Genomic DNA, 13,533 nt, shown 5'->3' on the forward strand with positions numbered 1-13,533 from the left:
CGGGCGCGGGACGTTCCACCTCACCAGCTTCCCCCGTCCGCCGACCGGTGGGGAGCGGGACGCCGGTCGACGCGCCCGGACGGTCGATGCGAGAGGGTTGGGGCATGAGCGAGAACGACGCCGCGCCCTCCGCCGCGGACGGCCCCGGCCCCGCGGGGACCGACGCGCCCGGCGGCTCGACGTCCGCCTCGCCCGCCCCCGAGGAGGGGTCGTCGTCGGGCCCCGGCGGTGTGCGCTGGGCCGAGGGCACGGGCCGGGAGTACGAGACCGCCCGCGTCGGCACGACCGACGGCGCGACGCCGTACAGCGCGCCGAGCCAGGCGCCGACCCAACCACCCACGCAGGCGCCCACCCAGCCACCCACGCAGGCGCCCACGCAGCCGGCCCAGCAGCCCCCGCCCGGTCTCGGTCAGCCCCCGTCCTCGGCGGGCGCGACGGCGGCGTTCGGCGCCGTCCCGGCCTACCCGGCGACCGCCCCGCAGACCCGCGAGATGCCGCCCGGCGGGTTCGCGCCCCCGACGTCGCCGGGCGCCCCGGGCACCGGCTGGGGCGCCGCGTCGCCCGGGCCGGCGACCCCGCCCGGCGGCTGGCCGCGCGACCCCGGCGCGGGGTGGGGCGGGCCCGGTCCGGGCGGTGGCGGGCCGGGTGGTCCCGGCGCCCCGCGGCGCCGCGGCACCCTCGGGCTCGTCGCGCTCGCGCTCGTCGCGGGCCTGATCGGCGGCGTCATCGGCGCGGCGGTCGTGGGCGGCTTCGGCGGGTCGTCGAGCTCGTCGCAGGGCACGGCGCTCGAGGAGCCGGTGCCGGAGAGCGAGGGGCCGGCGCCCGCGCCCGGGTCGGTCGAGGCGATCGCGGCGAACGTGCTGCCCAGCGCCGTGCAGATCCGCGGTCAGGCCGGCGAGGGCTCGGGGATCGTGCTGTCGGCCGACGGCCTGATCATGACCAACAACCACGTCCTGCAGGCCGGCCAGGGCGGCGGGCTCGAGGCGATCTTCTCCGACGGCCGGGCCGCGCCGGTGCAGGTCGTCGGCACCGCGCCGGCGGCCGACATCGCGGTGGTCCGCGCGAGCGGGGTGACCAACCTGCGCGCGGCCTCCCTCGGCAACTCCGACGAGCTCGTCCAGGGCCAGCCCGTCATGGCGGTCGGGTCGCCGCTGGGGCTGTCCGGCACGGTCACCACCGGCATCGTCAGCGCCCTGCAGCGGCCCGTCGAGGCCGGCGGGTCCGGCGCCGGGCAGAGCAGCGTGCTCGACGCCATCCAGACCGACGCCGCCATCAACCCCGGCAACTCCGGCGGGCCCCTCGTCGACTTCCAGGGCCGCGTGATCGGCGTGAACACCGCGATCGCGAGCGTCACCGGCGGCTCCGGTCAGGAGGGCGGCTCGATCGGCCTCGGCTTCGCGATCCCGATCAACCAGGCCCGCCGCCTCGCGACCGAGCTCGTCGACACCGGCCAGGCCACCCAGGCCGTGATCGGCGTCGGCGTCGCCAACGCGGCCCCGCGCGGCGCGGCGATGGCGGACGTGGCGCCCGGCTCGCCGGCGGCCGCCGCCGGGGTCGCGGCGGGCGACGTCGTCGTGGGCGTCGACAACCGGGTCATCGAGGACGCCAACGCGTTCGTCGCGGCGATCCAGTCGCGGGCGCCGGGTCAGACCGTGACGCTGACCCTGCAGGCGCCGGGCGGGACGCGGCAGGTGACCGTGACCCTGGGGAGCCGGGTCATCGGGGGACGCTGAGCGTCAGACCGGGGCGAGCTCGACGAACACCCGGGCGCCGTCCTCGTGGGCGACGACGGCGAGCCCGGCCTCGGCGGCCACGTCGTCGACGGCGTGCGGGCCGAGCACGGCCCAGGGGAACCAGGGAGCGTCGGACAGCGTGTCGAAGCTCAGCGTGTCGAGGGCGGGCTCGTCGAGGCACTCGAGGTAGGCGGCGCCGCACCACAGGCCCGCGTCGGGCTCGAGCTCGAGCAGGATCGTCCCGCCGTCGGCGAGCAGGGCGCGGCAGCGGCGCAGCAGGGTCACGGGGTCGCCGCCGATGCCGATGTTGCCGTCGGCGAGCACGACGTGCTGCCAACGGCCCTCGCCGGGCAGGCGCTCGAAGGCGTCGCGGTGCAGCACCGCGGCGCCGCGCTCGAGGCAGCGCTGGACGGCCTGCACGGACACGTCCACGCCGAGGGCGGCCACCCCGCGGTCGGCGAGCGCGACGACGAGCCGGCCGGGCCCGCAGCCGAGGTCGAGGGTGGGCCCGGAGCAGCGGCCGAGCAGCCAGTCGTCGTCGGTGTCGGCGTCGTCGTGCCAGCGCTGCACGGCCAGGGGCAGCACGACCCCGTCGTGGCGGACCAGGCGCTGGCTGCGCCCGGCGAGCGCGGCGTCGAAGACGGTGGTCCCGGTGTCGACCGCCCCGACGATCATCTCGGCGGCCGGTGGTCCCGACGTCGTGCGGGTCATCGTGGGAGGCCTCCGGTGGCAGGGAGACGAAGCGGAGCGGAGCTCGACCCAGTAGCGGGGAGTGCGTCCGCAACGGCGCGGGCGGGACGACGGGCGGGGAGGACGTCCGCGACGGCGCGGGCGAACCGGCCGGTGGGGGCGAGGTCGGCGACGGCGACGGCGTCGTCGGGGGTGTCGACGTCGGACAGGGCCGGCAGCTCGAGCACCCGGCTCGGCGTCAGGCCCGCGTGGCCGGCGCGCAGCTCGGCGAGCGTCCGGGCGCCGGTGTCGTCGCGGGAGGTCGGCACGTCGGCGATGAGGCCGGCGCGGCGCGGGTCGGCCAGCGCGAGCGCCCACCAGCCCCCGTCGAGCGCGGGCCCGAGCGCGGCGTCGGCGTCGGTGGTGACGAGGTCGAGGGCGTCGGTGAGCAGCACCGGGTCCACCTGCGGGGTGTCCATCCCGATCTGCACACTCACCGCGCCGGGGAACGCGTCGGCGACGTCGTCGTGGGCGGCGGTGATCCGCTCGCCGAGGGTGTCGCCGCGCTGCGGCACGACGACGGTGCCGGCGAGCGCCGTGGCGATCTCGTCGCGCCGCTCGGCCTCGGCCGGGTCGCCCGCGAGCGCGACGACGACCTGCGCGTCGCGCACCGCCCGCGCGGCGTCGAGGGTGTCGAGCAGGGCCGCCGCGGCGATGCCCGCCGCCCCGGCCGGCGTCGTGGCCGTCGTCAGCCGGGTCTTGACCCGTCCCGCGACGGGAGCCTTCGCGAGCACGAGGACGACCCTCGTGACCGGCGCACTGGTCCGCATGGTCCGCGCGTTCGTTCGGGGCCTCGTGATCGGTTCGACCCCTTTCGTCATCGGGTGGTGCCGCGGTCGTCGAGTGCGGTGGACGGTGCGGAACGGGGGGCCGGTCGCGTCCTCGCGATGGCCTTCGACATGTCGCGGACGGCGCGCACCGTCCCCTTGACCGAGCCGGAGACCTTCGACCGGCCGCCGGCCCGCGGGCGGTAGGCGACGTCGACCTCGCGGACGCGCCACCCGGCGGCGCCGGCGCGGATGAGCAGCTCGAGGGGGTAGCCGAAGGCGCGGTCGGTGATCCCGAGGTCGAGCAGCGCCCGGCGGCGTGCCACCCGGATCGGGGCGATGTCGCGCACCGCCACCCCGCGGGTGCGCATCAGCCCGGAGAGCACGAGGTTGCTGACCCGCGCGTGCCACGGCCAGACCCCGCGGGCGGCGGGGACCCGTCGGCCGACGACGAGGTCGGCGCCGGTGTCGAGCAGCAGGCGCACCATCGCCGGCAGCTCGGCCGGGTCGAGCGAGCCGTCCGCGTCGATCACCGCGACGACGTCGGTGCGCGTCGCCTCGAGCCCGGCGTGCACCGCCGCGCCGTAGCCGGGCCTCGCCTCGTGCACGACGAGCGCGCCGAGCTCGGCGGCGATCCCGGGGGTGCCGTCGGTGGAGCCGTTGTCGCACACCACGGCGTCGAAGCCGTCCGGCAGCGCCGCGAGCACCCCGGGCAGCGCCTCGGCCTCGTCGAGACACGGGAGCACGACGTCCACGCGGCCTTCCACCTCGGTCACGCTATGAGGTCGGGGGTGTGCTCGCCGCGTGGGGGTGGTGCCCGTGTCGGGTGTCTCGTGGGCCGTCGAGGCGTGTCTGATCTGCCCCGTCCGGGCGACTCACGGCGGCTTCACGGACCTCCTCACCCCGAGATCACCGCGTCTCCGTACTGTCCGGCGGCGATGACCACCGTGGTGCGGGACCGTTCCGGGTCCGCCGGCGAACCGCCGTCGGAGACCCGCCCCCCGCTGCGCCTGCGCGGCGACCTGCTGGCCGTCCTGGTGGCTGCGCTGCTGGTCACGGCGTCGTCCGTGGTCGGATGGCAGCTGATCGACGCCGGTGTCCCGGTGCTCGTGGGGTGGCCGCCGCTCCTGGCGGCGTGGGTCCCGCACGTCGGCCCGGGCACGATCCCGGCGGTCCTCGTGGCCCTGCTCGTCGCTCTCGGTGGTCCCGCCGTGGCCCGGCGCCTGCGCTGGGGTCCGCTGCTGGCGGTGGCCTACGCCGCCGCGCTGGCGTGGACGTTCGCCCTCGCGACGATCGACGGGTGGATCGTCGGTGTCGCCGAGCGGCTGGCCACGCCGACCGAGTACCTCGCGGAGATTCCGCGCACGGGGGACCTGTCGGTCTTCCTGGCGACCTTCGCCGACCGCATCGCCGGCCTGACCCCCGACACCCTCGTCACCCACGCCTCGGGGCACCCGCCCGCCGCGACGATCTTCTACGTCCTGCTCGACCGCGCCGGGTTCCCGGGCGGCGAGTACGCCGGCGCCGTGACCGCCGCGCTCGGGGCGTCGGCCGTCGTCGCGGTCGGGCTGACCGTCGCCGCGCTGGGCGACCGCGACCTCGCCCGCGCCTACCTGCCGTTCGGCGTGCTCTTCCCGGGCGCGGTCTGGGTCGGCGTGTCCGCGGACGGCATGTTCGCCGCGATCCTGGCGTGGGGCGTGGCCCTGCTCGCGCTCGGCGCGGTCCGGCGCGGGGTGCTCGGGCACGTCGTCTGCGTGGCCGGCGGGGCGGTGCTCGGGCTGTCGCTGTACTTCTCGTACGGGCTCGTGCTCGCCGGGCTGCTGCCGATCGCCGTGGCGCTGCTGAGCAGGCGCGTCGCGCCGCTGCTCACCGGCGGGCTCGGCGCCGCGGCCGTCGTCGCCGCGTTCACCGTCGCCGGGTTCTGGTGGTACGAGGGGTACGAGCAGGTCAAGGTCCGCTACTACCAGCCGGGCGAGTACGGCCTCCTGCGTCCCTACGAGTACTGGGTGTGGGGCAACCTCGCCGCGCTCGTGCTCGTGCTCGGCCCGGCGGTGATCGCGGGCCTGCGCCGCGCCGCCTGGCGTCCGCGTGCGGCCCCGCTCGTCCTCGTGGCGCTCGCGGCGGCGGGGCTGACCGCCGTGCTCGTCGCCGACCTCTCGGGGCTCTCGAAGTCCGAGGTCGAGCGGATCTGGCTGCCGTTCGCGGTGTGGATCGTGCCCCTGGCGGCGCTGCTGCCGCGGGCCTCGGCGCGCTGGTGGCTGCTCGCCCAGGCCGTGCTGGCGCTGGCGATCAACCACCTGTTGGCGACGGTCTGGTAGCTCGCGTTGCCGTAGCGAACGTGGTGTTCGCTGCTTCTACGCGCCGGAAGTCCCCGGTGATCAGCCGACGGCGTCGCGCAGGGGATCGGTGGCGAAGGCGGCGATGCCGTCGGCGAAGGTCGTGCGGGCGCGGAAGCCGAGCAGGTCCGCGGCGCGGGCGGGGTCGGCGGTGACGTGCCGGACGTCGCCGGGCCGGGCGCCGCCGACGACCTCGGGCGCGGGGCCGTCCATGGCGTCGGCGAGCGTGGTGGCGAGGTCGGCGATCGTGCGGACCTCGCCCGAGCACACGTTGAGCGGCACGCAGCGGCCCTCGGCGGCCGGTGTCTCGAGGGCCGCGACGTTGGCGGCGGCGACGTCGCTGACGTGCACGAAGTCGCGGCGCTGGCGCCCGTCCTCCATGACGCGCGGGGCCTCCCCGCGCTCCAGCGAGGACCGGAAGATCGACGCGACGCCCGCGTACGGCGTGTTCTGCGGCATCCGCGGGCCGTAGACGTTGTGGTAGCGCATCGCCCAGACCCGCCCGCCGGTCGCGCGCGCCCAGGCCACCGCGAGGTGCTCCTGCGCGAGCTTCGTCGCGGCGTAGGTGCTGCGGGGCTCGAGCGCGGCGTCCTCGGGGATGAGCTCGCCGGCGAGGTCGCGGCCGCACTGGGGGCAGGGCAGGTCGTAGCGCCCGGCGTCGACGTCGGCCTGCGTGCGCGCGGGCGGCGGCACGACCCCGTGCTCGGGGCACGAGTAGCGGCCCTCGCCGTAGACGACCATCGAGCTCGCCATCACCAGCTCGCGGTGCCCGGACCGGTACATCGCGGCGAGCAGCACCGCGGTGGCGACGTCGTTGTTCTCGGCGAACGCGGGCGCGTCGTTGGGGTCGACGCCGTGCCCGACCATCGCCGCCTGGTGGCACACGGCGTCGACCTGCGGCAGCAGGCGGTCGAGGGTGTCGGCGTCGCGGACGTCGCCGTGCACGAGCTCGTAGCGGTCGAGCCACTCCGGCGCCTTCCCGGCGGCGTGCGCCTGGGGCAGCAGGGCGTCGAGCAGCACGGGCGTGTGGCCGCGGTCGGCGAGGAGGTCGGCGATGTGCGAGCCGATGAAGCCGGCCCCACCCGTGAGGAGAACGCGCACCGGGGCACGCTAGCCCGCCCGGGGGTACGCGGCGTGACGCGCCCGTCGCCGCGCGTCCGCTTCGTGCCGCTCGCGGGGTCACGACTACCTTGGCGACCATGGAGAACTCGCCGCTGCACGGCGGCACGGAGGAGATGCTCGGACGCGCCCTCGTCGTCGTGGTCGACGACCGCGTCAGCCGGGGCGAGAGCGCGGACTCGATCGGGCCGCTGGTCACCGAGCTCCTCGGTGAGGCGAACCTGGTGGTCGACGGCACGATCGTGGTGCCGGGCGAGTCGGTGGCCATCCGCAACGCCCTGAACACCGCGGTGATCGGCGGGGTCGACCTCGTCGTCACCGTCGGGGGCACCGGGGTGTCGCCCCGCGCCGTGACCGCGGACGCCACCGCGGGCGTCCTCGACCGCCCGATCCCCGGCATCGCCGAGGCGATCCGGGCCTCGGGGCTCGCCGCCGGCGCCGTCGACGCCGGGCTCTCGCGCGGCCTGGTCGGCGTCTCGGGCAGCACCCTCGTCGTGAACCTCGCGTCCTCGCGCGCCGCCGTCCGTGACGGGATGGCCACCCTGACCCCGATGATCTCCCACGTGATCGCCGAGCTGTCCGGGATGGAGGAGCACTGAGCTCCGGCACCCGGGACGATCCCGAGCACGACCCCCAGCAGCAACCCGAGCACGACCCCCAGCAGGAACCGCAGCCCGACCCGCGCGCCGAGGCCCGGCGCCGGGCGGCGCTGCGGGCGGCGATCTTCGGTGACGACTCGGCGGCGTCGTCCGACGAGCGCGACCCCGGGCACGGCGCCGAGCGCGGCCCGGACCGCGACGAGGCCGACCGGCGCCGCTACGACGACGAGCGTCCGCCGCACCACGACCGTCCCTGAGCGCCCGAGCAGGCGCGTCAGCGCAGCGTGACCGTCACCTCCTCCCGCAAGGAGACCGTCGCGACCCGCGCCGCGAGCGCGGCGGGCAGCGCGACCACCACGACCGGCGCCGCGCCCGCCGTGCGCTGCGCCGGCGGCAGCACCGCCAGCACCACCGCGCCCGGGGCGAGCACGGCCGGTGCGACGTCCGCCTCCGCGTCGGTCGGCGACGCGCCCGGGGTGACGCCCGCCGCCACCAGGTCGACCCGCGTGCCCGGCGTCAGCAGCGCGGCGACGCCCGCGTCGGCCAGGCGCACCGGCACCCCCGCGGCGTCCGGGACACCCGCGGCGGCGACCGCCGCGACGGGCCCGAGCAGCCGCACGTCGGTGAGCGCTTCGCCGGCGCGCACCCCGCCCACCACCTGGCGCCCGGCGACCACCGCCGGCTCGCCCAGCGCGCCCGCGGGGACCAGGTCGGGCGGCAGGCTCCGCACCGCCACGTCGGCCGGCCCGAGCGCCACGCCCGGCGCGAGGTCGCGCGCGGCGACCAGCACCGGCGTCCCGGCCGGCGCGACACCGGGCGCGGCGAGGAACGCGACCGCCAGCACCACCAGCAGCCCCGCCGCGGCCCGGCGCAGCGCCACCACCCGTCGCCACCCGGCCGGTGGCAGGCGCCAGGAGCGCCGCCGTCGCCGGCCGCCGGAGGGTCCGTCCCGTTCTCGCACGCCGTCGACGCTAGGGCGGGGCCGCGTCCGGGGCCCGCAGGTCGCTCGGATGGCCGTGGACGCATCCGGGGGATGGGGACGGCGTTCGGCGCAGCGCGATCCGGGCGTCACACCGGCCCGACACGGCGACCCGGCCGGGGCGGACGGTAGTTTGCGGCCGAGAGGTCGCCGGACGATCGAAAGAGGGCGGGCGCAGGCATGGCCGTGGTGCTCGTGCTGCTCGCCACCATGGCGAACGCGACGGCCCTGGTCCTGCAGCGCAAGGCCGCGCAGGACAGCGCCCGTGCCCGGGGGATCAGCGCCGGGACCCTGCGCGACATGGTCCAGCGGCCGGCCTGGCTGATCGGCACGTCGATCTTCGCGGTGGCGATCGCGCTGCAGGCCACGGCCCTGAGCCTCGGGTCGATCGCGCTCGTGCAGCCGGTGCTCGTCATGGAGCTGCCGTTCACGCTGCTGCTCGGCTGGTGGGTGCTCGGCGGCGCGCTGCGGCGGCGCGAGTGGATCGCCGTCGCGATCATGTCGGTCGGCCTCGTCGTCCTGCTCGTCACGCTGCAGCCCAGCGGCGGGGACGCGCTCGGCGCGGGCACGCTCGTCTGGGTCCTCGGCACGATCGTGACGCTCGGCCTGCTCGCCCTCACCAGCTCGATCGCCAAGCGCTCACGGACGGTCGCCCGGGCCGCGTTCTACGGGATCGCGGCGGGCATCGGGTCCGGGTTCGTCGCCGTGATCGTCAAGGCGATGCTCGAGGCGCTCCAGCACGACGGCTTCGTCGGCGTCCTGACGACCTGGCAGAGCTACCTGCTGCTCCCCGTCGCGCCGGCGGCGTTCCTGGTGCTCCAGCACTCCCTGCGCGCCGGGCGCCTGCTGGCCTCGCAGCCGGGGCTGATCCTCGGCAACCCGCTGCTCGCGTCGACGTGGGGCATCTGGCTGCTGGGCGAGGAGGTCAACGGCGGCTTCGCGCTCCTGGGTGGACTGATCGGCGCCGTGCTGATGGTGATCGGGGTGTTCCTGCTGTCCCGGTCGCCGCTGCTGGCGGCCCAGGAGGGCGGTCCGAGGGACGGCTCCGCCGCGTCGAAGCACAGCCAGGGGGAGCGCCGGCGGCCGTTGTGACCCAGGTTGCCGGAGACCCAAACCTCACTCGTGTCACCTGAAAGGGTGATGTGTGGCGGAATCGGCAACCTTTTCGTCTCGCGGAGCGTCTTACCTGGCGTGAGGCCCTCGACGCCGACCGCTGGGGAGCGGGTGGGCGTCAGGTAGGTCCGGGACGCCGACTCGGGGTCGGCGTCCCGGACCACCCCTCGCCGCTACTCCCGGCCGGGTCACCCGCACGACGTCGTCGTCGGGGGCCCGGCCGGACTGCTTCCTAGGCCGACTTCGCCGACGACGTCGACGCGGTGCTCGACGAGGTCGAGGAGCTGGACGAGCTCGAGTCCGAGGTGCTCTTCGACTCGCTGCCGCTGCTCTTCGTCTCGGAGCTCTTCGACTCGGCCGAGCTCGACGACGACTCCGCCGACGACGACACCTTCTCCGAGGACCCGGAGCTGGTGCGGGCGTCGTTGCGGTAGAAGCCGCTGCCCTTGAACACGATCCCCACCGACGAGAACACCTTGCGCAGCCGCCCGCCGCACACCGGGCACTCGGTCAGCGACGGGTCGGAGAACGCCTGGACCTGCTCGAAGCGGTGGTCGCAGGCGGTGCAGGCGTAGGGATAGGTCGGCACGTGCACTCCTGAGGTCGTCCGCCCCCGCGCCGGGGACGTTGATGTCCGCGCAGAGTGTAGATGGCACTCGCGCTATGAGAGTGCCAACGCCGACAGCGTCACCGCTGTTCCGATCCGAGACACCCGTCGCGTGCCGAGATGGGGGCTTTCCTGACGTTCAACGTCAGCGTGGCCGCCACGCTGGAACACCCCGCACCTCGCTGCGACGGCGTGTCGCGCCGGCGAGCATGTGGCGATCCTGGTGTCGGACGCCAGCGATGCCGCATCGCTCGCACACCCCGGCGTGCGCGTCACCCCGGCAGCCACGTGACGCCGGACGACGGGCGCCAGACGGCGTGGACTCCGACGTCGTGGGGCTCGGCGGGGAGGTCGTCGGCGACGAGGCCGTCGTCGTCGACGAGCGCCACGAGACGGGTGGCCGGGCCGGCGAGGGGGAGCGAGCGGTCGTAGTGCCCGCCGCCTCGGCCCAGGCGCACGCCGCGGTGGTCGACGGCGAGCGCCGGGACGACGACGAGGCCGGCGTCCGCGAGCACCCCGGGGCCCCGGCGCGCCCCGGTGGGCTCGAGCAGCCCGTGCGGGCCGGGCCCGAGGGAGTCGGGACCGCTGTACGGAGCCCACTCCAACGGCGCCGCCCCGACCGTCACGGGCAGCAGCACCTCACGACCCATCGCGCGGGCGGCGTCGAGCACGGGCAGCGCGCCCTCCGGGGTCGCGCCGGGCTCGCCGCCGACGGCGACGAACAGGCACACGGGGTCGGGGACGCCGTCGAGCAGCGCCGGCAGCCCCGCCGCCAGGGCGGCCGCGTCGGCGCGGCGCGCCTCGGGGGACCGCGCGCGCCGCGCGGCCAGCAGCGACCGGCGCAGCTCGGCCTTCGAGGCGGTCATCCCCGCAGCGTCTCCCCGTCCTCGACGTGGCGCGGCCCCTCGACCGTCACGTCGCCCTCGACGACCACGCCCGCGCCGAACGTCACGTCGCCGGAGACCGTCAGCGACGTCGCGCCGGCGAGCGACGGCGCGCCGCCGGCGAAGCGGCGCTCGAAGTCGCCGAGCATCTTGAACCCCTGATCGAGCTTGACCACGGGGGCGGCGCCGGTGGGCTCCATGCGCCCGTCGTCGGTGAGGTCGTAGAGGTCGGAGCGGGCGACGAGCAGGTCGTCGGTGGTCTTGACCGGCGCGAACCGGGTCCGCGGCACCTCGAGGGCCCGCGCCCCCTCGACCGACCCGATCGCCGCGCCCATCGCGGTCTCGAGCTGCAGCACCGCCGTGGAGGACGTGTCGGTGGGGTCGACGGTCTTCCTGTTGACGATCAGCGGCAGGTACGGCGCCGCCGGGTCGGACTCCTGCAGCGCGCGCAGGTGCTCGAGGTCGAACCACAGGTTGTTGGTGTTGAAGTACGAGAACCGGTCGATGTCGGTGAACGAGTCGTCGCCCTCGGGGACCTGGGCGGTCTCGCGCAGCACCAGCGAGCCACCCAGGGAGGCCAGGTGCCCGCCCTTGCGGTCCATCGCGGTGCGCCGGGCTACCTCGAGCGCGAACGGGATCCGCTCGGCGGCCATCCACGCCGCGATCCGGACGTCGGGGATCGCGCCGAGGTTGTCGGAGTTCGACACGAACACCCGGCGCACCCCGGCCGCGAGCAGCTGCTCCAGCGCGCCGGACGCCGCGAGCGCCGTGTACAGGTCGCCGTGGCCCGGCGGGCACCACTCCAGGCGCGGGTCGGCGGGCCACGACACCGGGCGCCAGTCGTCGGCGCGCAGCTTGGGCTCCGAGCCCTGCAGGAAGTCCAGCGGCAGGTCGTCGTCCTCGAGCCCGGCGTGCCGGCGCAGCGCGGCCAGCGACGGCTCGCGGGTGCCCTCCGAGTTCATGAGCAGCAGCGGCAGCCGCGCGCCGTGGCGCTCGCGCAGCGCGAGGGTCTGCACGGCGACGGCGTCGAGGAAGCTCGTGCCCGGCTTGATCTCGAGCAGCGACTTCGGCCCGTCGAGCCCCATGCTCGTCCCGAGCCCGCCGTTGAGCTTGATCACCGCGAGCTCGTCCAGGGCGCGGCGCGCCTCGTCGGCGGACGGCTCGGGCAGCGAGTCCATCGTCGGCAGCGCATCCACCGGCGCGAGCTCCTCCCCGGCGATCACCGCGCTCTCCGGCTTCGCGAGCTGCTCGAGGCGGCGGCGGAAGGCCTCGACCTCGGCTGGGTGCGCGTCCCGCGCGGTCAGGGCGGCCAGGGCGTCGTCGACGTAGGACATGCCGCCATGGTCCCGAACGCGCGGTGTCGGGCGCGTCGGAACCCACCCCGGCGCGCGCGGCGTAGGACGATGGGCCCCATGAGGACGGTCGAGGCCCAGCTGCGGCGCGTGCTCGACGCCGCCGTCCGCCCGGCGCCCATCCGGGTCGACATCTCCGCCTCCCAGGGGCTCCTCTGCGCCGAGGAGGTCGTGGCCGACCGGGCCCTGCCCGGCTTCGACCAGGCCGCCGTCGACGGGTTCGCCGTGCGCAGCGTCGACGTGCTCGCGGCCGCCGACGAGCCGGTCGAGCTGCCCGTGGTCGGCGAGGTCGCCGTCGGCTCCCGCCAGGCGCACCGCCTGCAGCCCGGCCAGGCGGTCCGCGTGGCCACCGGCGCGCCCCTGCCCACGCTCGCCGACGCGGTCGCCCCCCACGACCACACCGACGCCGCCGACGACCCCGCGAGCCGCGCCACCGGCCACCGCGCGCGCCTGACCGTCAAGACCCCGGTGCCCTCGGCGGCGTGGGTGCGGCGCGTCGGCGAGGACGTCGCGCCCGGCGACGTCGTCGTGCGCCGCGGCGCCCCGGTCGGCGCCGCGCAGGTCGGCCTGCTCGCCGCGGTCGGGCGCACCAAGGTCCTCGTGCACCCGCGCCCGCGCGTGTCGGTGCTGGCCGTCGGCGACGAGCTGGTCGACCTCGACCGCACGCCCGGCACCGGCCAGGTCGTCGACGTCAACTCCTACGCCCTGGCCGCGGCGGCCTCCGACGCGGGCGCCGAGGTCACGCGCCTGGGCATCGCGGCCACCGAGCCCGCGGCGCTGCGCGAGGCGGTCGCGTCGGCGCTGGCGCGCTCGGAGATCGTCGTGATCGCCGGCGGCGTCGGCGGGCGGCTGGGGGAGGACGTGCAGGACACCCTCGCCCAGCTCGGGCCCGTCGACATCTCGCGGGTCGCCATGCACCCCGGCTCGGTGCAGGGCTTCGGGCGCCTCGGTGGCGAGGAGATCCCGACGTTCCTGCTGCCGGCGAACCCCGTCTCGGCCCTCGTGGCGTTCGAGGTGCTCGTCCGCCCGCTCATCCGCCTGACGCTCGGCAAGCAGGACCTGCACCGCCGCGAGGTCACCGCCGCGCTGCTCTCGCCGATCGCCTCGCCGCCCGGGCGCCGCAGCTACGTGCGGGGGCGCCTGCTGCGCGACCGCGCCACCGGGGAGTACCTCGCCCAGCCGCTGGGCAGCTCGGGCTCCCACCTGCTCTCCTCGCTCGCCGAGGCGAACTCGCTGATCGTCGTCGACGAGGAGACGACCGAGATCGGCATGGACGCCCCGGTGCGCGTGTCGTTCCTCGCGCCGCGCAGCTGAG

General features: G+C 76.5%; 13 protein-coding genes. 5 read left to right on the top strand and 8 right to left on the bottom strand.

Annotated elements, in window-relative coordinates:
- Window positions 1-104: 104 nt before the first annotated feature.
- The gene (locus tag EV188_RS00775) at window positions 105-1,733 is read left to right on the top strand and encodes a S1C family serine protease (protein ID WP_133824353.1); all 1,629 of its coding nucleotides are present in this window, start codon (window positions 105-107) and stop codon (window positions 1,731-1,733) included.
- Window positions 1,734-1,736: 3 nt separating this feature from the next.
- Here EV188_RS00775 and EV188_RS00780 read toward each other — a convergent pair whose 3' ends face one another.
- From EV188_RS00780 to EV188_RS00790, 3 genes are read right to left on the bottom strand one after another with little or no spacing between them, the layout of a single operon-like run.
- Window positions 1,737-2,444 carry a class I SAM-dependent methyltransferase gene (locus EV188_RS00780; protein WP_133824354.1) on the bottom strand — a complete coding sequence of 236 codons (708 nt, stop codon included), beginning with the start codon at window positions 2,442-2,444 and terminating at the stop codon, window positions 1,737-1,739.
- Entirely contained in the window at window positions 2,441-3,232 is a 792-nt protein-coding gene (locus EV188_RS00785) for a TIGR04282 family arsenosugar biosynthesis glycosyltransferase (RefSeq protein ID WP_133824355.1), read from the bottom strand. The genes EV188_RS00780 and EV188_RS00785 overlap by 4 nt, the downstream gene beginning before the upstream one ends.
- A 47-nt stretch (window positions 3,233-3,279) precedes the next feature.
- Window positions 3,280-3,984, bottom strand: a complete 705-nt coding sequence (locus tag EV188_RS00790; protein WP_208113927.1) for a glycosyltransferase family 2 protein — start codon at window positions 3,982-3,984, stop codon at window positions 3,280-3,282.
- 183 nt (window positions 3,985-4,167) lie between these two features.
- On the opposite strand from EV188_RS00790, the gene EV188_RS00795 reads away from it, so the two are divergent.
- The gene (locus EV188_RS00795; protein ID WP_243741389.1) at window positions 4,168-5,547 is read left to right on the top strand and encodes a hypothetical protein; all 1,380 of its coding nucleotides are present in this window, start codon (window positions 4,168-4,170) and stop codon (window positions 5,545-5,547) included.
- 60 nt (window positions 5,548-5,607) lie between these two features.
- Here EV188_RS00795 and EV188_RS00800 read toward each other — a convergent pair whose 3' ends face one another.
- Window positions 5,608-6,666 (bottom strand): NAD-dependent epimerase/dehydratase family protein, encoded by a 1,059-nt coding sequence (locus EV188_RS00800; protein WP_133824357.1) that lies wholly within the window; start codon window positions 6,664-6,666, stop codon window positions 5,608-5,610.
- Between the two features lie 98 nt (window positions 6,667-6,764).
- On the opposite strand from EV188_RS00800, the gene EV188_RS00805 reads away from it, so the two are divergent.
- Entirely contained in the window at window positions 6,765-7,283 is a 519-nt protein-coding gene (locus EV188_RS00805) for a MogA/MoaB family molybdenum cofactor biosynthesis protein (RefSeq protein WP_133824358.1), read from the top strand.
- A gap of 274 nt (window positions 7,284-7,557) precedes the next feature.
- Here the strand turns inward: EV188_RS00805 and EV188_RS00810 are convergent, their stop codons facing one another.
- Entirely contained in the window at window positions 7,558-8,244 is a 687-nt protein-coding gene (locus tag EV188_RS00810; RefSeq protein ID WP_243741390.1) for an SAF domain-containing protein, read from the bottom strand.
- 198 nt (window positions 8,245-8,442) lie between these two features.
- On the opposite strand from EV188_RS00810, the gene EV188_RS00815 reads away from it, so the two are divergent.
- Window positions 8,443-9,354: a DMT family transporter gene (locus EV188_RS00815; protein WP_133824359.1), complete on the top strand. Its 912-nt coding sequence runs from the start codon at window positions 8,443-8,445 to the stop codon at window positions 9,352-9,354.
- Window positions 9,355-9,607: 253 nt separating this feature from the next.
- Here EV188_RS00815 and EV188_RS00820 read toward each other — a convergent pair whose 3' ends face one another.
- The 3 genes from EV188_RS00820 to EV188_RS00830 all read right to left on the bottom strand — a co-directional run bounded on the left by EV188_RS00820 (window position 9,608) and on the right by EV188_RS00830 (window position 12,200).
- Window positions 9,608-9,964: an FmdB family zinc ribbon protein gene (locus EV188_RS00820; RefSeq protein ID WP_133824360.1), complete on the bottom strand. Its 357-nt coding sequence runs from the start codon at window positions 9,962-9,964 to the stop codon at window positions 9,608-9,610.
- Between the two features lie 290 nt (window positions 9,965-10,254).
- Window positions 10,255-10,848 (bottom strand): 5-formyltetrahydrofolate cyclo-ligase, encoded by a 594-nt coding sequence (locus EV188_RS00825; protein ID WP_133824361.1) that lies wholly within the window; start codon window positions 10,846-10,848, stop codon window positions 10,255-10,257.
- Window positions 10,845-12,200 (bottom strand): UTP--glucose-1-phosphate uridylyltransferase, encoded by a 1,356-nt coding sequence (locus EV188_RS00830; RefSeq protein WP_133824362.1) that lies wholly within the window; start codon window positions 12,198-12,200, stop codon window positions 10,845-10,847. The genes EV188_RS00825 and EV188_RS00830 overlap by 4 nt, the downstream gene beginning before the upstream one ends.
- Before the next feature lie 78 nt (window positions 12,201-12,278).
- On the opposite strand from EV188_RS00830, the gene glp reads away from it, so the two are divergent.
- Window positions 12,279-13,532 (top strand): molybdotransferase-like divisome protein Glp, encoded by a 1,254-nt coding sequence (gene glp / locus EV188_RS00835; RefSeq protein WP_133824363.1) that lies wholly within the window; start codon window positions 12,279-12,281, stop codon window positions 13,530-13,532.
- The last annotated feature ends 1 nt before the right edge of the window (window position 13,533 follow it).

This window comes from Actinomycetospora succinea (assembly GCF_004363095.1).
In the GTDB taxonomy this organism is placed as follows: domain Bacteria; phylum Actinomycetota; class Actinomycetes; order Mycobacteriales; family Pseudonocardiaceae; genus Actinomycetospora; species Actinomycetospora succinea.

Excerpts from the sequence above, each read along its gene's own strand:
- EV188_RS00775 (WP_133824353.1), top strand. The coding sequence starts at position 105 with ATGAGCGAGAACGACGCCGCGCCCTCCGCCGCGGACGGCCCCGGCCCC.
- EV188_RS00780 (WP_133824354.1), bottom strand. The coding sequence starts at position 2,444 with ATGACCCGCACGACGTCGGGACCACCGGCCGCCGAGATGATCGTCGGG.
- EV188_RS00785 (WP_133824355.1), bottom strand. The coding sequence starts at position 3,232 with ATGCGGACCAGTGCGCCGGTCACGAGGGTCGTCCTCGTGCTCGCGAAG.
- EV188_RS00795 (WP_243741389.1), top strand. The coding sequence starts at position 4,168 with ATGACCACCGTGGTGCGGGACCGTTCCGGGTCCGCCGGCGAACCGCCG.
- EV188_RS00805 (WP_133824358.1), top strand. The coding sequence starts at position 6,765 with ATGGAGAACTCGCCGCTGCACGGCGGCACGGAGGAGATGCTCGGACGC.
- EV188_RS00815 (WP_133824359.1), top strand. The coding sequence starts at position 8,443 with ATGGCCGTGGTGCTCGTGCTGCTCGCCACCATGGCGAACGCGACGGCC.
- EV188_RS00825 (WP_133824361.1), bottom strand. The coding sequence starts at position 10,848 with ATGACCGCCTCGAAGGCCGAGCTGCGCCGGTCGCTGCTGGCCGCGCGG.
- EV188_RS00830 (WP_133824362.1), bottom strand. The coding sequence starts at position 12,200 with ATGTCCTACGTCGACGACGCCCTGGCCGCCCTGACCGCGCGGGACGCG.
- glp (WP_133824363.1), top strand. The coding sequence starts at position 12,279 with ATGAGGACGGTCGAGGCCCAGCTGCGGCGCGTGCTCGACGCCGCCGTC.